Origin of the sequence: Psychroserpens luteolus (genome assembly GCF_021032705.1) — a bacterium.
GTDB classification, from domain to species: Bacteria; Bacteroidota; Bacteroidia; order Flavobacteriales; family Flavobacteriaceae; genus Psychroserpens; species Psychroserpens luteolus.
The window spans coordinates 1,249,273-1,272,526 of sequence record NZ_JAHVXI010000001.1; the positions used below are offsets into that span (position 1 = coordinate 1,249,273).

The 23,254-nt window shown below is 34.0% G+C and carries 19 protein-coding genes; 18 read left to right on the forward strand and 1 reads right to left on the reverse strand.

All coding sequences use genetic code 11. The features are described from left to right. Position 1 precedes the first annotated feature (1 nt). The 6 genes from sov (at position 2) to KWG70_RS05550 (ending at position 12,178) form a co-directional block, all read left to right on the forward strand. Positions 2-7,447, forward strand: a complete 7,446-nt coding sequence (gene sov, locus KWG70_RS05525) for a T9SS outer membrane translocon Sov/SprA (RefSeq protein ID WP_230934980.1) — start codon at positions 2-4, stop codon at positions 7,445-7,447. A gap of 59 nt (positions 7,448-7,506) precedes the next feature. Further along, a complete protein-coding gene (gene gcvH / locus KWG70_RS05530; RefSeq protein WP_230934981.1) occupies positions 7,507-7,887 on the forward strand; it encodes a glycine cleavage system protein GcvH in 381 nt (126 codons plus the stop codon). After that, positions 7,859-8,242 (forward strand): VanZ family protein, encoded by a 384-nt coding sequence (locus KWG70_RS05535; protein WP_230934982.1) that lies wholly within the window; start codon positions 7,859-7,861, stop codon positions 8,240-8,242. Before gcvH ends, KWG70_RS05535 begins: the two co-directional genes overlap by 29 nt. A gap of 64 nt (positions 8,243-8,306) precedes the next feature. After that, complete coding sequence (locus tag KWG70_RS05540; protein ID WP_230934983.1) at positions 8,307-9,032, forward strand: energy transducer TonB; 726 nt, start codon at positions 8,307-8,309, stop codon at positions 9,030-9,032. Between the two features lie 116 nt (positions 9,033-9,148). Continuing rightward, complete coding sequence (locus KWG70_RS05545) at positions 9,149-9,946, forward strand: energy transducer TonB (RefSeq protein ID WP_230934984.1); 798 nt, start codon at positions 9,149-9,151, stop codon at positions 9,944-9,946. A gap of 120 nt (positions 9,947-10,066) precedes the next feature. Beyond that, a complete protein-coding gene (locus tag KWG70_RS05550) occupies positions 10,067-12,178 on the forward strand; it encodes a gliding motility protein RemB (protein WP_230934985.1) in 2,112 nt (703 codons plus the stop codon). A gap of 4 nt (positions 12,179-12,182) precedes the next feature. On the opposite strand, the gene KWG70_RS05555 is transcribed toward KWG70_RS05550, so the two are convergent. Then, on the reverse strand, positions 12,183-13,067 hold the full coding sequence (locus KWG70_RS05555; RefSeq protein ID WP_230934986.1) for an MBL fold metallo-hydrolase: 885 nt from the start codon (positions 13,065-13,067) through the stop codon (positions 12,183-12,185). 217 nt (positions 13,068-13,284) lie between these two features. Here KWG70_RS05555 and cyoE point away from each other — a divergent pair, with 217 nt between their 5' ends. The 12 genes from cyoE (at position 13,285) to KWG70_RS05615 (ending at position 23,216) form a co-directional block, all read left to right on the forward strand. Then, on the forward strand, positions 13,285-14,178 hold the full coding sequence (cyoE, locus tag KWG70_RS05560) for a heme o synthase (RefSeq protein ID WP_230934987.1): 894 nt from the start codon (positions 13,285-13,287) through the stop codon (positions 14,176-14,178). Between the two features lies 1 nt (position 14,179). Beyond that, on the forward strand, positions 14,180-14,761 hold the full coding sequence (locus tag KWG70_RS05565) for a cytochrome c oxidase subunit 3 (RefSeq protein ID WP_230934988.1): 582 nt from the start codon (positions 14,180-14,182) through the stop codon (positions 14,759-14,761). 138 nt (positions 14,762-14,899) lie between these two features. After that, the gene (locus KWG70_RS05570; RefSeq protein WP_230934989.1) at positions 14,900-15,898 is read left to right on the forward strand and encodes a cytochrome c oxidase subunit 3; all 999 of its coding nucleotides are present in this window, start codon (positions 14,900-14,902) and stop codon (positions 15,896-15,898) included. A gap of 20 nt (positions 15,899-15,918) precedes the next feature. Beyond that, positions 15,919-16,299, forward strand: coding sequence for a cytochrome C oxidase subunit IV family protein (locus tag KWG70_RS05575; protein WP_230934990.1), 381 nt, complete (start codon positions 15,919-15,921; stop codon positions 16,297-16,299). 125 nt (positions 16,300-16,424) lie between these two features. Then, positions 16,425-17,153: a hypothetical protein gene (locus KWG70_RS05580; protein WP_230934991.1), complete on the forward strand. Its 729-nt coding sequence runs from the start codon at positions 16,425-16,427 to the stop codon at positions 17,151-17,153. Continuing rightward, positions 17,150-17,905 (forward strand): SCO family protein, encoded by a 756-nt coding sequence (locus tag KWG70_RS05585; protein ID WP_230934992.1) that lies wholly within the window; start codon positions 17,150-17,152, stop codon positions 17,903-17,905. Before KWG70_RS05580 ends, KWG70_RS05585 begins: the two co-directional genes overlap by 4 nt. Positions 17,906-17,909: 4 nt before the next feature. Beyond that, entirely contained in the window at positions 17,910-18,458 is a 549-nt protein-coding gene (locus KWG70_RS05590) for a DUF420 domain-containing protein (RefSeq protein WP_230934993.1), read from the forward strand. Positions 18,459-18,461: 3 nt separating this feature from the next. Further along, the gene (locus tag KWG70_RS05595) at positions 18,462-18,689 is read left to right on the forward strand and encodes a hypothetical protein (RefSeq protein WP_230934994.1); all 228 of its coding nucleotides are present in this window, start codon (positions 18,462-18,464) and stop codon (positions 18,687-18,689) included. A 135-nt stretch (positions 18,690-18,824) separates the two neighbouring features. Then, the gene (locus KWG70_RS05600; RefSeq protein WP_230934995.1) at positions 18,825-19,526 is read left to right on the forward strand and encodes an ABC transporter ATP-binding protein; all 702 of its coding nucleotides are present in this window, start codon (positions 18,825-18,827) and stop codon (positions 19,524-19,526) included. Continuing rightward, positions 19,519-20,766: an ABC transporter permease gene (locus KWG70_RS05605; protein ID WP_230934996.1), complete on the forward strand. Its 1,248-nt coding sequence runs from the start codon at positions 19,519-19,521 to the stop codon at positions 20,764-20,766. Before KWG70_RS05600 ends, KWG70_RS05605 begins: the two co-directional genes overlap by 8 nt. A 1-nt stretch (position 20,767) precedes the next feature. Then, complete coding sequence (locus KWG70_RS05610; RefSeq protein WP_230934997.1) at positions 20,768-22,027, forward strand: ABC transporter permease; 1,260 nt, start codon at positions 20,768-20,770, stop codon at positions 22,025-22,027. 31 nt (positions 22,028-22,058) lie between these two features. After that, positions 22,059-23,216 (forward strand): efflux RND transporter periplasmic adaptor subunit, encoded by a 1,158-nt coding sequence (locus KWG70_RS05615; RefSeq protein WP_230934998.1) that lies wholly within the window; start codon positions 22,059-22,061, stop codon positions 23,214-23,216. Positions 23,217-23,254: the final 38 nt, after the last annotated feature.

Genomic DNA, 23,254 nt, shown 5'->3' on the forward strand with positions numbered 1-23,254 from the left:
TTTGATTACAACTAACTTTACTATATCAAAATCATTACATCATTTATTATTTGTTCTTGCTTTCGCATTGTTTAGCAGTTTTACTTATGCTCAAACTACACCTGCAACACAGGATTCAACTAAAACAGGTTTTTCTTTAGGAACTTTAAAGTTTCCTAATCCGCAAAGTATAGTCTCTAAATATACATACGACCCAATTACAGACCGATATATTTATACCGAGAAAGTTGGAAGTTTTAATATCAATTACCCTATCATCCTAACTCCAGCAGAATTCCAAAAGTTGGTCTTGATGGAACAACAACGTTTATATTACAAGCAAAAAATTGATGCTAAAGAAGGTAAAAAAGATGGGACTGAGGAACAACAAAAAAACTTAATACCTGAACTGTATGTCAATTCTGGTTTTTTTGAATCTATATTTGGAGGAAATACGATTGAAGTTATTCCTCAAGGTTCTGCCGAAGTTGACTTAGGAGTCTTATTTACAAAACAAGATAACCCAACATTTTCTCCAAGAAATCGAAGTAATTTCACATTTGACTTCGATCAACGTATTAGTTTGAGTTTATTAGGTAAGGTTGGTACGCGTTTACAAGTCACTGTAAATTATGATACCGAATCTACATTTGACTTTCAACAGTTAACAAAATTAGAATACACTCCTACCGAAGATGATATCGTTAGAAAAATTGAAGTAGGTAATGTGGCTATGCCAATAAACAGTTCTTTGATTACAGGTGCGCAAAGCTTATTTGGTGTAAAAACCGAATTGCAATTTGGTAAGACCAGAGTGACTGCCATTTTTTCTGAGCAAAAATCACAATCACAATCTGTGGTAGCTCAAGGTGGAGGAACTGTTGAAGAGTTTGAGTTTTTTGCTAGAGACTATGATGAAAATAGACACTACTTTTTAGCCCAATACTTTAGAGAGACTTACGACGAATCGATGTTGCGTTATCCGTTTATTAATAACAATATTCAAATTACTAGGATAGAAGTTTGGGTAACTAATCGAAGTAATCAAACCGATAATGTTAGAAATATAGTTGCGCTTCAAGATATTGGTGAATTTGAAACTATAGGTCTTAATGATGGTGTTCCTCCTGCTGGGTTTTTAAGTGGCTCTGGATCTCAATTTCCTGACAATGGAAATAATGCCTTCGACCCTACAAATATTGGCGGCGCAGGTTCATTTTTATCACCTACTGTAAGAGATATTACAACAGCAGAGCAAGGTATTTTAACAACTGCTAATGAAGGTTTCGACTTCGGAAAATTAGAGAACGCAAAAAAATTAGAGCAAGGAAGAGATTATACATTGAACCCACAATTAGGTTACATTTCCTTAAATCAAAGATTATTAAATGATGAAATCGTAGCTGTAGCCTTTCAATATACGATTGGTGGTGAAGTATTTCAGGTTGGAGAGTTTGCCAATGACGGTATTAATTCAACAGCTACAAATGATGATAATGATGGTGACGGTATTCCAAACATTGCCGATGTTGATCAAGATGGTGATGGTACTCCTGATAATGGTACTGATACAGATGGTGATGGTATAAACGATCAAACAGATTCTGATGTTGATGGTGACGGACTTATAGATAACGGTCCAGATACAAATGCCGATGGAATTAATGACAGCTTTGTTGTAGCCGAAGGTTCTACTCAAAGTTTAATCGTTAAAATGTTAAAGAGTCCAATCACTGATGTCAATCAACCTATTTGGGACTTAATGATGAAAAATATCTATGATACTGGCGCATTTCAGCTAGATCAAGAAGATTTCAGACTTAATATTTTCTATACAGAAGCCTCTCCTTTAAATTACATTGCTCCTGTAGATGGTACAGCCTTCCCAATATTTGGGAATAATACACCTTTTGATAATACAGATGATGGCGAAATTTTAGATACACCTTTAATTCGATTATTTCATTTAGATCGATTAAATTTTAACAACGATCCACAAGCTGGAGGTGATGGATTCTTTGATTTTGTTCAAGGACAAACTGTATTAACTCAAAATGGAAAAATTATCTTCACCAAGGTAGAACCTTTTGGGCGTTACCTCTTCGATATCCTAGATGATGATGGGAATCCAAATAATAATGATGCCGACTATGAATTAGAGACCTATACCAACCTCAATCAAGAGAAGTATGTATATGATATTCTATATAAGCAAACAAAGACAGCTGCTCTAGATGAAGCTGAAAAAAATAAATTTCAAATCAAAGGTCGTTTTAAATCGTCAGGAGGCGATGGTATTCCTTTAGGTGCATTTAATGTACCAAGAGGGTCAGTTATTGTAACTGCAGGAGGGCGTACACTTGTTGAAGGTCAGGACTATACAGTTAACTATCAAATTGGTCGTGTGTATATCATAGACGAAGCTTTAAAATCTTCAAACATTCCTATTAATGTTTCTGTAGAAAACAATGCTGTATTTGGTCAGCAAACTAGACGTTTTACAGGTGTGAATGTTGAGCATCAATTCAATGAGAACTTTGTGTTAGGAGCAACTTTATTAAACTTAAATGAGCGTCCAATTACTCAAAAAGCGAATTTCAATACCGAACCAATAAATAATACCATTTTTGGATTTAATGGAAACTATTCTACCGAAGTTCCTTTCTTTACACGATTAGTAAACAAGCTACCAAATATAGATACAGATGCACCTTCAAATCTTTCGGTAAGAGGTGAATTTGCGTATTTAGCTCCTGGAGCTCCAAAAGGAACCGATTTTAATAACGAGGCTACAGCTTATGTAGATGATTTTGAAGGCACACAAGGCGCTATTGATTTACTATCACCACAATCTTGGTTCTTATCAAGTAGACCACGAACGGTTAATGGTGTTCCTGAAAATGATCCTATCAATAGTCCTGGAATTGAAAATGGATATGATAGAGCCTTCTTGAATTGGTATACAATTGATCCTATTTTTTATAGCAATCAAAGACCAGATGATATTGGTGATGATGATGTATCAGATTTATACACAAGACGGGTGTTTATAGATGAGGTTTTTCCTGAAATAGATATTGCACAAGGACAAACAACAGTGATCAATACTTTAGACCTTGTCTATTATCCAACTGAAAGAGGACCATACAATTTTGATCCAAGTGCAGCAAATGATAACCTAGACCCTTCAACAAGTTGGGCAGGAATTACAAGACAAATTACATCAACAGATTTTGAGCAGGCCAATGTAGAGTACATTGAGTTTTGGCTTCAAGATCCATTCTTGAATGAACCCGCTGGCAGTGGTTTATCTGGAAAACTATATGTGAATCTTGGGAATATTTCCGAAGATGTTTTAAAGGATGGTAAAAAACAATATGAAAATGGATTGCCAGAAGATGGTGATATCACACCTTTATTACCACAAACAGCTTTTGAAACTGTTGTTCCGAGGAACCAATCACTAATTTACACCTTCTCTACTGGTGGTCAAGAACGTACCAATCAAGATGTTGGTTATGATGGTTATGATGATGCCGAAGAAGCAACTCAATTTACTAATGGCGGATTGTTTGGTCCAGATCCAGCAAAAGATAATTATACGTATTACTTAAATACTACTGGAAATATTTTTGAACGTTATAAGCAATATAATGGTCTCGAAGGAAACTCTCCTGATGTCTTTACCGATACTAATAGAGGATCTACACCACAGCCAGATGTTGAGGATATCAACCGAGATAATACGATGAATACGATTGATAGTTACTATCAATATGAAATTGAAATTAACCAAAATACACTTGATCTCAATAATCCTCAAATCAATGATATTAAAGATAGAGATGTGACTTTGCCAAACGGTCAAACAGCATCTGTGAGATGGTATCAATTCAGAGTTCCTATTGGAGAAAGCCCTTTTAGAACTGCTGTTGGAGGTATATCTGATATTCGATCTGTACGTTTTGCACGTTTATTTTTAGAAGATTTTACGCAAACAACGGTCTTGCGTTTTGCAACATTAGACCTAGTACGTAGTGATTGGAGACGTTATACTTTAACTTTAGATGACGAACCAAACAATGATAATGACAATACCGAATTTACAGTAGGAGTTGTTGGACTTCAAGAAAATGATGGTAACTATGTATTGCCTCCAGGTGTTGTTTTAGAACAATTGAACAACAATAATAATATTATTAGACAGAACGAACAATCCTTACAAGTTGAGGTATGTGACCTAGAGCCTGAAGATTCTAGAGGTGTCTTTAAAAATATTAATGTCGATATGCGTCAGTATAATAAACTACGTATGTTTATTCATGCTGAAGAGGGTGAAACAGGACCACTTAATGATGGTGATTTGGTCGGTTTTATTAGAATGGGTAATGACTTTACGCAAAACTTCTATCAAATTGAAGTACCATTACAGGTTTCTTCTGGTATGTCTACTCCTGAAAGTATATGGCCAGAAGTGAATGAGATTAATATTGAATTGGATGTGTTAGAACAAATGAAATCTTTGGGTATCGCCAACGGAACATTAGCCAATATTGATCCTACATTTTATGATCTGGTTGATGGCCAACTAACAGAAGTTTCAGAATTTGACCCTCAAACTATCGGTCAGCAACGATTAGCGATTAAAGGTAATCCTAACTTTGGAGATGTACGTGTATTAATGGTGGGTGTTAAGAATTCTGGACAGAGTGGCGCTAATGCCTGTGGCGAAATTTGGTTTAATGAACTACGTCTTGCCGATCTAGACAATGAAGGTGGTTGGGCAGCTGTAGCAGCTTTAGATGCTAACTTTGCCGACTTTGCCAATGTAAGTGCAACAGGACGAAAAAGCACAATAGGTTTTGGTTCGGTAGAACAACGACCAAATGAAAGAAGTAGAGAAGATGTTGAGCAATATGACGTAGTAACTAATTTAAACCTCGGACAATTATTACCTAAAAAATGGGGTATTCAATTACCATTTAATTATGCTGTAGGAGAACAAATCATTACACCAGAGTATGATGAATTCTATAGAGATATTAAATTACAAACCCAATTAGATAATACGACCAATCAAGATTCGATTTTAAGAGTTAATGAGAATTATACCAAACGAAAGAGTATTAATTTTATTGGTGTTAGAAAAAATAGAACCACAGATAAAAAGCCACGCTTTTACGATGTGGAGAACTTGACATTTAACTATTCTTATAATAAAGAAGAGCGACGTGATTTTGAAATTGAACGATCGCTAAGTCAAAATGTTAGAGCAGGTGTAAATTATAACTATACCTTCGAACCTAAGAGTATTGAACCTTTTAAGAAGAATGATTCTTTGTTTACTGGAAAGTATTGGAAGATCTTAAAAGATTTTAATTTCAACCCAGTTCCAACGAGTTTTTCTGTCAATACAGATATTATTCGTCAGTTTAATAAACAAAAATTTAGAGAGGTTGATTTGACAGGAGATAATATTGGTTTGGAAGAATTATTCCGAAGAAACTATAATTTCAACACGCAATATGCAATTAATTATAATTTAACAAAAGCCTTAAGTCTAAACTTTACAGCTTCCAACACTAATATTGTTAGAAACTATTTTGTTGATGATGTCATTAATGGTAGACAAGATCCTAGTTTAGATGTTTGGGATGGATTCTTTGATTTAGGAGATCCAAATATTCAAAATCAACAGCTGCAAGTTAATTATGAGATACCGTTGTATAAGATTCCTACCTTGAGTTTTATGCGTGCCACTTATTCGTATACTGGAGATTTTCAATGGCAAAAAGGGTCTGACTTGAACAGTAATTTACCAATACAAAATGAAGATGGATCATTTACATCTTTCAATTTGGGTAATTCTATTCAAAATGCAAACACACATAACATTAACTCTACATTTAATTTAGAAACGCTATACAAATATGTTGGTTTAACCAAAAAGAAGACAAGAGGCTCAAGATCTAGAGGAGCAACACCAGCTGCATTGAGTAAAGATGGGAAATCGACAGCAGCTGCACGTGGTAATGCTAATCAACCAGCCAAGAAAAGTGCTGGATCTAAAATCCTAAATGGCGCTTTAGATATACTAACTTCGGTAAAACGTGTACAAATTAATTATACTGAAAACAATGGATCTTATTTACCTGGTTATTTGAGAACTCCTGGATTTATAGGAACATTTAAGCCTACATTAGGTTATACGTTTGGTAGTCAACGTGACATTAGAGATCTTGCTGCAAGAAATGGATGGCTAACTGTTTTTCCTGATTTCAACCAACAGTATAGTGAAACAACCAATCGCATCTTAGATATATCGGCAGATGTTGAATTGATCAAAGATTTAAATATTGACCTTACTGGTGGACGTGTATATTCTGAAAATACAACGCAAAACTTTAATACAACAGATACAACTGGTGACGGATTTAGTAATGTTTACAATGCATTAATTACAAATTCCTTCGGAAACTTTAATATTTCAACCGCATTAATAAAAACGGCGTTTAGTAAAAGTGACGAAACCCAATCTGCTGCATTTGAAGATTTCAGAAATAACAGATTAATTGTCGCAAGACGATTAGCAAGAAACTTTTATGGAAATGATAACTTTGCTGTTGATGGTGAAGGATTTCCACTTGGGTTTGGTAAGAACAGTCAAGCAGTATTATTACCATCGTTTTTAGCAGCTTATAAAGGAACCAATCCTGATAAGATCAGTTTGTCTGCCTTTAGAGATATTCCAATCCCTAACTGGCAATTAAAATATACGGGCTTCATGAAAATGAAGTGGTTTAAAAAGAACTTCAAACGTTTCTCAATTACACATGGATACCGTTCAAGCTATACGATAAATCAGTTTAGAACAAACCTAGATTTAGATCCAACGTTATTACAGCCAGGTGTTGCTTATGAAAACCAAAACCCAGATGTATTAGACCAATCAGGTAACTTTAAAAATGGAACAGTATTTAGTAACATCAATTTAGAAGAGCAATTTAGTCCATTATTTAGATTAGATTTCGAAATGAAAAATTCAGTCAAGATCTTAGCCGAAATGAAAAAGGATAGAATCTTATCGATGAGTTTTGATAATAATTTGTTGACCGAAATTCAAGGTAAAGAATACATTCTAGGCCTGGGTTATCGTATTAAGGACCTTCGTATTCGCTCTAAGCTTGCTGGACCAAGACAAGTCATTAAAAGTGACCTAAACATGAAGGCAGATGTATCGGTTAGAAATAACAAAACTATTATTAGATATTTAGATATTGAGAATAATCAAATTACCCAAGGTCAAACAATTTGGGGAATAAAGTACACAGCCGATTACGCATTTACCAAAAACCTAACGGCTATTTTCTACTTTGATTACACATTTTCAGAATATGAAATATCTACAGCATTTCCGCAAACAACGGTGAGAACCGGATTTACATTACGATACAATTTTGGAAATTAAATAGTAATTAAAGTCTAAAAAAATTACATTTGTAGCATACATTAATTTCAATTTATAAGATGAATATACCATCAGATTTAAAATACACCAAAGACCACGAGTGGGTTAAAATAGAAGGTGATACAGCCACAGTGGGCATTACAGATTTTGCTCAAGGCGAATTAGGAGATATTGTTTATGTTGAAGTGGAAACGGTTGACGAAACGTTAGACATCGAAGAAATTTTCGGTACCGTTGAAGCTGTTAAAACGGTTTCAGATTTATTCTTGCCATTGTCTGGTGAGATTACAGAATTCAATGAAAGTTTAGAAGATGAACCAGAAAAAGTGAATTCTGATCCTTATGGTGATGGTTGGATGATTAAAATCAAATTTTCTGATGCGTCTCAAATAGATAGTTTATTATCTGCCGATGATTACAAAGCTCTTATTGGCGCTTAAAAAATGGGCGCTTCCTATTGTTATTGTTTACGCAATAGCTTTAACTATTGGAAGTTTGGTTCATATTGGAAGTATTCCAAGCTTAGGTTTTTCGTTTGATGATAAAATTTATCATTTTTTAGCCTATTTTGTATTTACGATATTGGTATTTAATTATTTTAATACAAAACAGATCCATCATGCCATATTAATTTCAGCGTGTATTGTTGTTGTTTATGGCATTATTATTGAGGTATTACAAAACATGATAACATCTTATAGAACTTTAGATGTTTATGATGTAGTGGCGAATGCGCTAGGTGTTGTTTTTGCAACTCTTGGATTAAAATTCAGAAATAAACTAAAGTTAAAATAAATTAATCGCTTGCTTTTTTAACAAATAATTGGTTAATTTAGCATTCTTAAAACCTGTTAAACACATGGAACCTAAAAAAAACGTAAAAGCAGATGTAAGCCGAAATAGTTCGCTTTATTTTGCTGTAGGGATGGTATTGATGTTAGCTTTGACGTATATGACTATTAATTATAAGACATACGAAAAAGAAGCAATCGATATTGGCCAATTAGATTTGGATGCACTTGACGAAGAAGAAATTCCAATTACTAACCAGGAAATAATTCCTCCACCACCTCCACCACCACCACCAGTTGTGCCAGAGGAAATAGAGATTGTGGAAGATGAAAAAGAAATTGAAGAAACTGTAATCGAGTCTACTGAAACTGATCAAGAAGAAGAAATTGTTGAAGTTGAGGAAGTAGAAGTTGAAGAGGTAGAAGAAGATATTGAAGTACCATTTGCTGTAATTGAAAACGTGCCTATTTTCCCAGGTTGCGAAAGAGAAAAAGGCAACAATGCAAAAAAGCAATGTATGTCTGATAAAATTAGCAAGTTTGTAAACAAGAAATTTAATACAGATCTGGCTAGTGATTTAGGATTATCAGGAAGACAACGTATTAATGTGATCTTCAAAATTGATAAAACAGGAAATATTATTGGTATACAAGCGAGAGCTCCGCATCCAGGTCTTGAAAAAGAGGCTAAGCGAGTAATTGGATTACTGCCAAAAATGAAACCTGGTAAGCAAAGAGGAAAAGCGGTAACTGTACCTTACTCTTTACCAATCTTATTCCAAGTACAAGACTAGATATTTATAACATATCATAAAATTTCAAAATCCCATCTAAATAAATTAGATGGGATTTTTACTTTGGTATGCTTATTGTGATTTTGTCATAATATTAACATTTTAAATTAAGTATTATGAAAGATTTTGACAAATCGCACAATATTGCTGGTCAGAGCAATACAACAGTGCAAAAATCACACAAGCACGATGCAAATTTACAAAAAAACTCATCGCTGTATTTTCAAATTGGTTTAATTCTCTGCCTTCTGAGTACATACGCCATGTTTGAAATGCAATTTGAGAAGAAGGCCTCTAAAGGCGACATCGTTTATGTGGAACCTGATGACACAATTTATTACACACCTAACATTGTAATAGAACCAGACGCACCCAAACAAGAGCCTGTTAAAAAACAAAAGAAAAAAATTGTCGTTTCTAATAACCTAAAAGCGGTAGATAATAGTGAGCCAGTAATTGAGACACCAGATTTTTTAACAGAGCCTCAACCAAAACCAGGTCCAATAATCGATCCTGATGCATTAACAGATGCACCAAAGGTTGATGACATTCCAAAGGTGTTTCCAATGACAGGCGTAGAAATTGTACCTATCTATCCAGGTTGTGAGAAAAAGAAAACCAACACAGATCGCGTTAAATGTATGTCGGATAAATTAGGACGACTTGTACAAAGAAGGTTTAATACTGATCTCGCTAGTGAGTATGGTTTAACAGGTGTACAAAAGATCCAAGTTCAGTTTAAGATCGATCCAAATGGAAATATTACAGAGGTATTAACTAGAGCTCCACACCCAAGTCTCGAAAAAGAAGCCGAACGATTAACAAAAAAGATTCCTCAAATGGAACCAGGAAAGCAAAGAGGAAAATCTGTGTCAGTTATCTATAATTTACCAATTGTTTTTAAAGTAGATTAATAGTACTTTAATTTTAAAATATTCAAGACGGTTTAAAGAGCTATTTAAGCCGTCTTTTTTTATAGCTTGCTTTTTGAAAAAAATAGTATCTTTCGACAACTAATATGATGCGCTTGCTCTATGAAGAATAGCTTCTTATTCATTATCTTTTTTTCTTTTGGTATACTATCTGCACAAAATGTTTCAACTTTTGAAAAATCACCTATTTATCCAGGTTGTGAATCAGAGCCTATCGATGAACTAAAAACGTGCTTTAATAACAAGATAAACACTGAGATATTCAGTTCGTTTAAAGTGCCTCAAATTGTTACAGACGACAATTATAAAGGTGAACTTAATGTGCTTTTCGAAATTGATAAGGAAGGAAACATTAGTATTCTTTATGTAGATGCTGTTTATGAAGAACTGAAAGAAGAAACTAAACGTTTTTTTGAAAGCTTACCCAAAGTTGTTCCTGCAACTTATAACGGAAAACCAACATTTTACCAATATTCCCTTAGTATAAAAATACCTTTAGAAGATCCAGCCGAAATTAAAACGCAAAAAGAAGTATCTTCATTAATAGATATAAATAATACCGAAGACCTTAATGCAGATGTAAGCAATGAGTTTGATAGTGTTAATGATGGTATTGTGACTTATGAAAAACTAGAGTACAGCAGTCAGTTAAATATTCCATTTACACATAATTATTATTCGCGATTTGATCAGCAAATGAATGGACTAGGAACTAATAGTCACACAGCCGCAAAACCATTTATATATGAAGATGTGGCCAAGTATTATGATTTTAAAGCTGAAAAAGAAGCATTAATTAAAGGTAGTGATGCGTGGTGGAGTAGAAAATTATGGAATGAACATCTTGTTGCGGTTCAAGGAAAAAACTTTTGGTTTACGGCAGATCCAGTTTTTGATTTACAGTTAGGGACCGATACAGAAGCCGATTTTAGTACGACTTATAATAATACCAGAGGTATATTTATTCAAGGCGGCTTAGGCAAAAAATTTAATTTCACAGCGTCAATCTATGAAAGTCAAGGTCGTTTTGCTCAATATTTCAATGAATATGCGATAAGTCTTGAAGCTGAAGGTGCCGAGCCAATCGTACCAGGAAGAGGCCTGGCCAAACCATTTAAAGATAGAGGTTTTGATTATCCGGTAGCTGAAGCTTACCTGTCTTACACGCCTGCTAACTTTATTAATATCCAGTTTGGACATGGGAAGAATTTTATAGGTGATGGTTATCGCTCGCTACTACAAAGTGATGCGACGAGTCCATACCCATTTTTAAAACTTAACACGACCTTTTGGAAAATAAAATATACCAATACTTGGATGTGGTTGAGAGATGTTAGGGCAGAAGTTACCGAAGATGGTGCGTTTCTCACTAAATATATGGCGAATCACTATTTGAGTTGGAATGTATCAAAACGATTGAACATTGGTTTGTTTGAATCTGTATTATGGTCTAATGATAACGATAGAGGTTTTGATATTAATTATTTAAATCCAGTCATTTTTTATAGAGCTATCGAGTTTTCTACAGGTCAAGATGCTGGAAATGCTATTTTAGGAGCTTCGGCAAAATACAAATGGAATAATAAGGTAAACCTCTATGGGCAATTTATTCTTGATGAATTTTCTTTAGATGATATTACTGGAGGAGAAAAAAGTTGGAAAAATAAGTTTGGCTACCAATTAGGTGTCAAATATTTTAATGCCTTTAAAGTCGATAATTTATTACTACAATTGGAGTACAATCGTGTTAGACCTTATACGTATTCTCATAACTCCATTGTACTCAATTATGCTCACAATAATCAACCTATGGCACATCTTTGGGGAGCAAATTTTAGTGAAGCTATTGCTATTGGTCGCTATCATTACAAGCGTTGGTTTGCAGATGCTAAATTTATTATTGGAAAACGAGGCTTCGATTTTAACGAAGGAGATGATTTTGCTAATTATGGTAGTAACATCTACAGAAGTGAAGTTGATCGTAATGCCGAAACAGGAATTACTGTAGGACAAGGCAATACGACTAATGTCTTTCAGGCCGATCTAGGCGGTGGTTACGTTGTCAATCCTGTTACTAACCTAAGACTATTTACGAATATTACATTTAGAAATTACGATCCACAAGCCAATACAGCGGCAGCTCTAAATACAAATACGCTATGGTTTACTGTTGGTGTGAGAACCGACTTATTTAATTGGTATAATGATTTTTAAGATTTTATTTCTTCAAACTCAAATAAAATGTACGGCGTATTCGTTCAGAATTTATAAAACCTGTGCCATAGTTTAAATCATCGTATGTTTTTGTAATAGTTTCATTTTTCGCCACCTCTTCTTCGGTTTTTCCAGCTTTAATTTCGGCAAGAACAGCAGTTCGTAATGCTTCGAGCATTGTTAAAAATGATTGATATTCCGCTTTGTTGGATAAGCTGCCGTGACCAGGAATAATTTTGGTTTCATCATCAATAAGTTGAAGCCCGAGCTTAGCGGCTTCAATATAACCATTAACGCTTCCACCAGATTTTAGATCGATGTAAGGATAGCGGCCTTTAAAATACGTATCACCCGTATGAAGTACATTGCTTTTGGTAAAGTATAAAAGAGCGTCGCCATCAGTATGCGCATTGTCTACATGAAATACACCTATTTTTTCACCATTAACATGAATACTCATTTTATCATTAAAAGTAATTACAGGTAAAGCTTCTTTAGGTTGAGATGTGCCGTCGCGTTTTGGTGTGGTTTCTAAACGTTCTCTTACATTGTCATGTGCAATAATAGTAGCGCCCAGTTTTTGCATATTCGCATTTCCGCCAGTATGATCTCCATGGAAATGGGTGTTGACCAAAAATGTAATAGGCTTATCACTTAACGCTTTTATAGCTGTATTTATTTTTTCGGTAAGTGGAGCAAATTGATCATCGATCACAAAAACACCATCGTCTCCAACAGAAACACCAATATTTCCACCAGCTCCTAAAAGCATGTAAACGTGATCAGAAACTTTAACGCTTTCTATCTTAACATTATCAAAGCGTTGTGCGTAAACAAGACTTCCGAAGAGAAAAAAAGCAATAATAAAAAATGTAGAATTGTGTTTCATGGTATATTATTTTTAAGCTAAAGTCTCCTAAAGATACAGAAACTTACAGTTTCTAATTGATATTTATGCGCTAAGCTTGTTTCTGAAACCTATATAGGCTTCAATATTATGATTATATAGATAAACGGTCTGCTATCTTATTCTTATTTTATTAAGTTTAGAATTGCCCAAAACCTTTTTTCAGAGTATCTTTGCAAACGCAATAAAAGAGCGAGTATTGAGTACTACAAAATCTTCTGTTAAGCAGGCTTCAATAATTTCAGATTTTAAGGAAATCACCAAGATGAGACTTTCTATAAGTGTTGTGTTTTCGGCACTTGCTGGATATTTGCTTGGTGCTATTGAAGTCGACGCTTATACGCTGGTTCTATTGGCCTTTGGCGGATACTTTATGGTAGGTGCTTCTAATGCATTTAACCAAATCATCGAGAAAGACTTAGATGCATTGATGGATCGCACCAAAAACAGGCCAGTTCCTGCTGGACGAATGAGTGTGCGTTCTGCATTTATAATCGCAACTATATTTACAATTCTTGGTATTGCAGTGCTCTATGTCATTAATGAGAGAACAGCAATGTATGGTGCCATTTCAATTTTCTTATATACCTGTGTTTATACACCATTAAAAACGAGAACACCTTTAGCAGTGTTTGTTGGAGCTATCCCAGGAGCCATACCTTTTATGTTAGGATGGGTAGCTGCCAGAAATGATTTTGGAATAGAACCTGGAACCTTGTTTGCTTTACAGTTTTTTTGGCAATTCCCCCATTTTTGGGCTATTGGATGGTTTTTATTTGAAGATTATCAAAAGGGCGGATTTTACATGCTTCCTACAGGTAAGCGTGATAAAGGTACCGCAGTACAAACAATTATGTACACCATTTGGACGATATTGGTGTCTATAGTGCCAGTATTTGGAGTTACTGGAGATTTAAAATTATCAATTGTAGCAGCAATCATTGTATTTGCTCTCGGGTTGTTAATGCTGTATTATGCATTTGAATTATTTAAAAAACGAACAGCTAAAGCAGCAAAACAATTAATGCTAGCTAGTGTGTCATATATAACATTACTTCAGATAGTTTATGTTGTAGATAAATTTATAAGATAAAATGGATTTAACCGAAGGAACAATAGAAGAAAAAAATGACAGAGCTAAACGCATGATGCTTTGGTTTGGGATAGGCTCCTTAATCATGTCATTTGCTGGATTAACCAGTGCTGTTTTAGTAAGTAGAAAACGAGACGATTGGTTACACGATTTTACAATGCCAAAAGCTTTTTTAATAAGCTGCGGATTAATTGTAGTAAGCAGTTTAACATTTATTATAGCTAAACGTGCTTTAAAAAATAACAATAGAAGTTTAACTACTCTAATGCTATTGGTAACTTTTATCTTGGGTGTTGCTTTTATTTATAGTCAGATTGAAGGCTTTAAAGAAATCAAGAATTCGGGATATTATCTTACGGGAGATTCATCGAATGTGACCATGAGTTTTATTTATGTTATTGCCGCAGTACACATTTTGCATGTTGTGGCTGGACTCTTGTCATTATTGGTCGTAATTTATAATCATTTTAAACAAAAATATTCTGCTACTAAAATGTTAGGGATGGAGCTCTCTGCAACCTTTTGGCATTTTGTAGATATACTGTGGTTATTCTTGTTTTTATTTTTAACATATTTAGCTTAAATTTTTAATCATTTTTATAAGCTGAAATAGATGATTTAGTCTAGTAAAGACGGATGTTCTTAAATTTTAGAAACGGATGTTTTTTTAGATAGATAAAATGATTATTTTTGTGCAACTTTTAACAACTAAATGCTTTATATGGATAATACAGTAGCAAATACTGGAACAGAAGGCAAAACTTGGGGTGGCGGAAATCAGCCACTAAAAGCGAGTTATGGTAAAATGATGATGTGGTTTTTTATTGTCTCTGATGCCTTAACATTTTCTGGATTTTTAGCAGCTTACGGATTTTCAAGATTTAAATTTATTGGTTCATGGCCAATAGCAGATGAGGTATTTACTCACGTTCCGTTTTTTCATGGGAACTATCCTATGATCTATGTTGCTTTCATGACCTTTATTTTAATTATGTCATCGGTAACAATGGTATTAGCTGTTGATGCTGGTCATCACATGAAAAAGAACAAAGTAACTTGGTACATGTTCTTAACCATTATTGGAGGTTTAATATTCGTTGGTTCACAGGCCTGGGAATGGGGAACATTTATTAAAGGTGACTATGGTGCAGTACAAACTAAAGGAGGAAATATTCTTCAATTTGGTGAATATGTAACTGTAGAGGGAGAGCAGAAATTTAAGCGTGTTGCATTAGGTGACTTTGCAGTAGCAGAAGAAAAATATAGAACAGAACACGATCGCAAAAATGGATTGTGGTTTGTTCAAGAAGGCACATTGCCAACATATACTGTTGATGAAGTTTATAAAGGATTAGAATCTCATCCAAATGTATTGGTTAGAACTCAAATCATTAATGACGAAGGTGAAAAGACTGTTTTAAGCAGAGAAGAATCTCTAATGCAAATAAAGAATAACGGTAAACTGGTTGTTGAAGGAGCTAATCTACACGTCAATGAATATGGAACCTCATTATTTGCCGATTTCTTTTTCTTTATTACAGGATTTCACGGATTTCACGTATTCTCTGGAGTAGTGATTAATATCATTATTTTCTTTAACGTCATCTTAGGAACCTATGAACGAAGAGGAAGTTATGAAATGGTTGAAAAAGTTGGTTTATATTGGCACTTTGTCGATTTAGTTTGGGTATTTGTATTTACATTCTTCTACCTAGTATAATCAAGAATAAAAGTTAAAAAATGGCACACGCACATAAATTAGAAATATTAAGAGGCTTAATAAAGTTCAAATCAAATACTCAAAAAATTTGGGGAGTTTTGATATTACTATCTATTATTACTGCAGTTGAAGTAGTATTAGGTATATATAAGCCAGAAAGTTTGATGACCAAAGTTATCGGGATGAAACTCTTAAACTGGATTTTCATCATCTTAACTATAGTAAAAGCCTATTATATCACATGGGATTTTATGCACATGAGAGATGAAACTAAGGCATTGAGGCGTATGGTTGTTTGGACAGCTGTATTCTTAATTTGTTATTTAGTATTCATCTTATTACAAGAAGGTGGTTATATTGAAAGCATTTATTCAAGTGGTTTTGTTAAAAGAGATTTTTAACATCTTATGATAAATATAAAGTATAGTAAAAGACGGTTTTTTTAAGCCGTCTTTTTTATTTTTGCAATATCAAATAAGCGATTAAAAATTGAACTATAATCGTATAAAATTGTAGTCATTAGCAGATGGAAAAGAAGAATGTAAAACGAAATGTGGTATTAGGGATTTTATTTTTTCTACCAGTAGGATTTTTGTTAATGTTATACCCTTCGACACATAACTATGATCCCTTAGAAATTGTAGATGAACATGTTTCAGATCTGCAATTATTTTCTTCAAGTACAGAAGATGATGTTTTACTTGAAGATCATATCACTGTTTTAGGTTTCCTCGGAAATGATCCTGTAAAGAACGTTATTGCTGCTTCTAATCTAAAGGAACTAGTATATGACAAATTTAAGGGATTTAAAAAATTTCAAATCGTTATTGTATTACCAAAGGGGTCTGAAGAAAGAGCTAAGCAATTGCATAAGGAGATTAATAATTACGACGACATGCGTTTTTGGCATTATGTCTTTGGGCAACCAAATGATATTAAAACCTTATTTGGTAGTATGAAAACCGAAGAGGCACTTGATGAAAATCTATTTACAGATCATGTGTTTATTGTAGATAAAGATTTAAAACAACGTGGCAGATTAGACGATAGAGAAGATAAAGAGATAGAACGTAAAGAAGCGATTTATCCACTTTACTCTTACGATTGTATTGAAGTGGCTGAGGTGAAAAATAAAATGAGTGATGACCTCAGGATTCTATTCACCGAATATCGCCAAAAAAGAAAAGGAAAGTTTGATTCGTCAACAAGACGAAAAGAAGATATAAAAACAAACAAAGAAAATAGTGGTATATGAGTGCTAAAAAAACAAATTACTCTTACATAGGCATTGCCTTTATTTTATTAGTCTTCGGAATCATATTTGTTCCAAGAATCGTGGATAGAATAAAAGGTGGTGATGTAACCAGAACAGAAAGTAGAACTAAAGATGTATCAACCGACGCTGAAGGTTATATATCAGACCTTCTGTTTTTAGAAATTAATGGAGAAGCTAAAAAAGTACCACCATTTTCGTTTACAAATCACGAAGGAAAAACCATTACTAATAAAGATTATGAAGGGAAAGTATATGTCGTAGAATTTTTCTTTACCACGTGCCCAACTATTTGTCCGCGTATGAATAGAAACTTGGTTCAGATACAAAATACATTTGCTGATTTTGAGGATTTTGGCGTGGCTTCATTTACCATCAATCCAGATTTTGATACTCAAGAAGTTTTAAAATCTTATGCTGATAATTACGGAATTACGAATCCAAACTGGCACTTAATGACAGGTGATCAAGAAGCGATCTATGCATTAGCAAATATTGGTTTCAACATCTATGCAGGCGAAAACCCAAATGTTGAAGGTGGTTTTGAACACTCAGGAAACTTTGCACTTATTGATAAAAATGGATTTATGCGCTCGAGGAAAGATGATTTTGGGAATCCAAAAATTTACTACAAAGGTATTATAAGTGAAGAAGAGAAAGTAGATGAAGACGGAGAGACTGAAGAAATAAGTTTACTTAAGGAAGATATTGCTAAACTTTTAAAAGAAGATTAACCCTATGAGTACTCTTGAAAATCCTTCCGAAGAAAAAAAGTACAATAAATGGATCGTAATCTTGTCTATTGCAATTCCGCTTGTTGTCGCAGGTCTATTCGGAATTAATTTACGCAGATTAGGTTTTGATGTAGAACCACTTACCTTTTTGCCTCCTATCTATGCCACAATTAATGCACTAACGGCTCTTGTTTTAAGTATTGCATTTTGGGCCATTAAAAACAAAAAGCAAAAGCTTCATGAAAAGTTAATGAAGTTTGCAATTATGTTGTCTGTAGTATTTTTGGCAATGTATGTTGCATATCATATGACGAGTGATTCTACCGAATTTGGAGGAGAAGGTGCAATCAAATATTTTTATTATGCCATCTTGATTTCTCATATTGTATTATCTATTGTGGTCATTCCATTTGTCCTTATCACTTATGTAAGAGCTATTACAAACAATTTTGAACGCCATAAAAAGATAGCACGTATTACATTTCCAATTTGGTTATATGTTGCCATAACTGGCGTTGTGGTATATATAATGATTTCTCCATACTATGCTTAAATCATGAAAAAACAAGTTGTTTTTACTATTTTATTTTTGCTAATTTCGTTTTGGTCAAATGCGCAATGTGCGATGTGTCGTGCAGTCTTAGAAAGTGAAGAAGGGCAAACTACAGCCGAAGGTGTTAATGACGGAATTATGTATCTAATGACGATTCCTTACTTATTAGTAGCAGGAGTTGGGTTTTTAATTTACTGGAACTTTTTTCGTAAAAAGAAAGAAACCGAATAAAATACAGGTATTTACTGTAACATATTTAGGATTTGGTCGTCATTTAAATATCAATCAAAATATATTTCTTAACAATTAGTTAGCATAAACCCTATCGGGATTTACTTAATTTTGTTAGAATTAACCATCCATATTATGATTCAAATCAAAGATTTGCATAAATCTTATCACATGGGAAGCAATTCGCTTCATGTTTTAAAGGGGATTAACTTTGATGTTAAAGAAGGAGAACTTGTATCTATAATGGGTTCGTCTGGATCGGGAAAATCTACACTGCTTAATATTTTAGGAATGTTAGATGAAGCAGATCAAGGTCAATATATCCTAGATAATGTTCCTATTAAAAATCTAAACGAGAAAATAGCAGCTAAATACAGAAATGAATTTCTCGGATTTATTTTTCAATCATTCAATCTTATCAATTATAAAAGCGCATTAGATAATGTGGCAATGCCTCTATATTATAAAGGTGTCAAACGCAAAGAGCGCAATGATACAGCCATGCACTATCTTGAAAAAGTTGGGTTAGCAGATTGGTCACATCACTTACCAAGCGAACTGTCTGGAGGACAGAAACAACGTGTCGCTATTGCTAGAGCTCTAGCCAGTGACCCTAAAGTTCTTATGGCCGATGAACCTACTGGAGCTCTCGATACAAAAACATCATACGAAGTTATGGAGCTCATTCAAGGAATTAATGACGAGGGTAAAACAATCTTGGTAGTGACACATGAGCATGATATTGCTCAAATGACAAAACGTATTGTTAATCTTAAAGATGGATTAATTATAGATGATAAAAAAGTGCAACAGGTAAGAGCATCAGAATATGTTTAATATAGAGCGTTGGCAGGAAATATTTGAAACCTTAAGCAAGAATAAACTACGAACATTCTTGACAGGACTCTCTGTAGCTTCTGGGATTTTTATTCTTGTTATTCTACTAGGCTTTGGGGAAGGTATGGCTAATGGTATCAAAAAAGAATTTGAAGATGATGCATCTAACAGGATTCATGTTTGGACAGAAGTGACTTCAAAAGAATATAAAGGTTTGAACCCTGGACGTTATATTCAAATGGAGAATGAAAATTATGAATATCTCGCAAAAAAATATGAAGACGACCTTGAATATAAATCAGCAATTTATAGAATTTGGCAAGGCGCAGTGAATTATAAAACCGAATCAGGTAGTTATAGAATTGAAGGTGTATTACCAGATTTTCAGTTTATTGAAAATGCTGGAATTACTCAAGGAAGATTTGTTAATTATATGGATCAAGATGGTTTCGAGAAAGTTGTTGTCATTGGCAATAAGGTTAAACAAGAAATTTTTAAAAACGAAGAAGATCCAATTGATCAACAGATTCAAATAAACGGTATTAATTTTAAGGTTATAGGTGTTTATACTGATCCAGGTGGCGATCGAGAAGAATCAAGAATCTTTACACCAATTAGTACAGCACAACGCGTGTTTAATGGTGCTAATAGAATAAGAAACTTGTCATTTACGCTAAAACCAAAAGCGACGTTTGATGAAACACTTGAGGCTTCAGAACAATTTGTAGAAGAAATGCAACAATACCTTAAGCAAGTTCATACTATAGCTCCAGATGATATGAGTGCCATTGGAACATTCAATACCTTAGAAGCGTCACAACGTTACTTTGGGTTAATAGGTAATATTAAGTTCTTCTTTTGGTTTGTTGGTATTTGTACCATCATTGCTGGTGTAGTTGGCGTTAGTAATATTATGTTAATTATAGTCAAAGAGCGCACTCGAGAAATAGGAATTAGAAAAGCTATAGGTGCTCAGCCTTGGTCTATAATTGGTATGATATTGCATGAAGCAATTTTTGTGACAGCCATTGCAGGGTTTACCGGACTAATAGTAAGTATGGGACTTCTAGAAATTTTTGGACCCTATTTAGAGATACCTTACGTGATTAACCCATCAGTAAATTTCAATGTTGCTTTGTCAACAGTAATAATCCTCATATTAGCAGGCGCAATAGCAGGTTTTTTTCCTGCATGGAGAGCTGTAAAAATAAAGCCAATAGAAGCATTAAGAGACGAATAAGATGTTTAGTAGAGATCGTTGGAACGAAATATTAGAAGCCTTAACTAGCAATATGTTTAGAACCATATTGACAGCTTTTGGTGTGTTTTGGGGGATTTTCATACTCATCGTACTCTTGGCTGCAGGTAAAGGTTTGGAGAATGGTGTGAAGTTAGATTTTAGTGGCAGAGCGACAAATACAATGAATATGTGGGCCCAAACTATTTCTAAACCTTACAAAGGATTACCTAAAGGAAGGCGATTTACTTATAAAATTGATGATGTTGCGGCAATAAAAGACAAAGTGCCTAATCTTAAAATCGTATCACCTAGAAATCAACTTGGTGGTTGGGGAGGTGCCAATAATGTGGTGAGAGGATTGAAAACAGGTGCTTATAATGTATATGGAGATTATCCTGAAGTTATCCAGCAGCAACCTATGGATATTACACAAGGGCGATTTATAAACTATAATGATATTAATGAAAAACGCAAAGTAGCGGTTATAGGACTTTCGGTTGCTAAAGAACTATATGATAATGGCGAAGAGATTTTAGGCAGTTATGTTAAAATTAGCGGTGTTAATTTTTCGGTTATTGGTGTCTATAAAACAAAGCAAACTGGAGGTGACGCCGAAGAAGGTCAAAAGCAAATTTTTGTCCCTTTTACAGCATTTTCGCAAGCTTTTAATAGGGGAGATCGTGTTGGTTGGATGATGATTACTGCTGAAGATAATGTACCAATAACTGGTTTGAAAGAGCAAATCTTTGATGTCGTTAGACAAAGACATACCATTCATCCAGACGATAAGCGTGCTATCGGTCATTGGGATGTGTATGAAGAATACAGTAAAATTGAAGGCTTGTTTACCGCACTGCGCTTAGTGGCTTATGTAGTAGGCATTCTTGTATTGCTATCTGGTATAATAGGAATTAGTAATATCATGCTTATTGTGGTCAAAGAACGGACCAAAGAAATAGGAATACGAAGAGCACTAGGAGCTTCTCCATGGTCTATAAGAGGTCAAATACTTTTAGAGTCTATTTTTTTGACGATCCTATCAGGAATGGTGGGGATTATTTTTGGATCATTAACCATATACGGACTTAACGCTCTTTTAGATGCTAATGGCCCTGTAGATATGTTTGCTAACCCAAGTGTAGATCTTACAGTAATACTAATTGCATTAACAATACTTATTATATCTGGATTGTTGGCTGGATTTATTCCGGCTCAAAATGCGATTAGAGTAAAACCAGTAGATGCACTAAGAACTGAATAATTAACCATCAAATATCAATCAGAAGTAAAAAATGAAAAAATCTGTTACAATCATCATCTTAATAATTATTGCTATCCTTTTTGGAGGATCGTTATATTATTTATATCAGAAAAATGCCGAAGATCCAGTTGTCTACAGTACTGAAACGGCGTCTACAAAAACTATAGTTAAGAAAACTGTAGCTACAGGAAGTATTGTTCCTAAAGATGAAATTTTAATAAAGCCCAATATTTCTGGAATTATTGAAGAAATTTACATTGAAGCAGGTGATGTGATTAAAGCTGGAGACCTCATAGCTAAAATTAAAGTTGTGCCAAATGTGTCGTCACTTACAAGTGCTAAAAACTCTATTGCTACTAATCAAACAGCATTGCAAACAGCAAAAATTAACTTACAAACTCAGCAAGCAAATTACGATAGACAGAAAGCACTTTTTGACAAAGGTGTTATTTCTGCAAATGACTTTGAGTCTATAAAAAATACGTATTTACAAACAAAGCAGAGTGTTGAACAAGCAAAAATTAATGTCAATTCGTCTCGACAAAATTATGACATCATAAAAACAGGAACAACATCTGGTTTAGGTAATGTAGCTCAAACCCAAATTAGAGCTACTGTTTCTGGAATGGTTCTGGACGTGCCAGTGAAAACAGGAAATCAAGTAATTGAAGCAAATAATTTTAATGATGGAACCACCATAGCGTCTATGGCAAATGTAGATGATATGATTTTTGAAGGAAAAGTTGATGAATCTGAAGTTGGAAGAATAAAAGAGAATTTACCATTAGAAATTACAGTTGGAGCTATTGAAAATAAGAAATTTGATGCTGTTTTAGATTATATTGCACCTAAAGGAATTAATGAAAACGGAGCCATTCAGTTTGAAATAAAAGGGTCCTTAAAAAAGAATGATAGTACTTTTATTAGAGCAGGATTGAGTGCCAATGCATCAATAATTTTAGCCAAAGTCGATAGTGTTCTTGCAGTAAAAGAGGCATTATTAAGATTCGATCCTAAAACAAAAGCACCTTATGTAGAAGTTGAGGTTGGTGATCAAAAATTTGAAAGGAAAGATGTGGAGTTGGGTGTGAGTGATGGTATCTTTGTTGAGATTAAGAATGGGATAACAAAAGAGGATAAGATTAAGGTCTGGAATCAAATTCAAAGCGTTCCTGAATTCAATCAATAATAATTTTAACATTTAATGTAACACTTTAATATTTATAG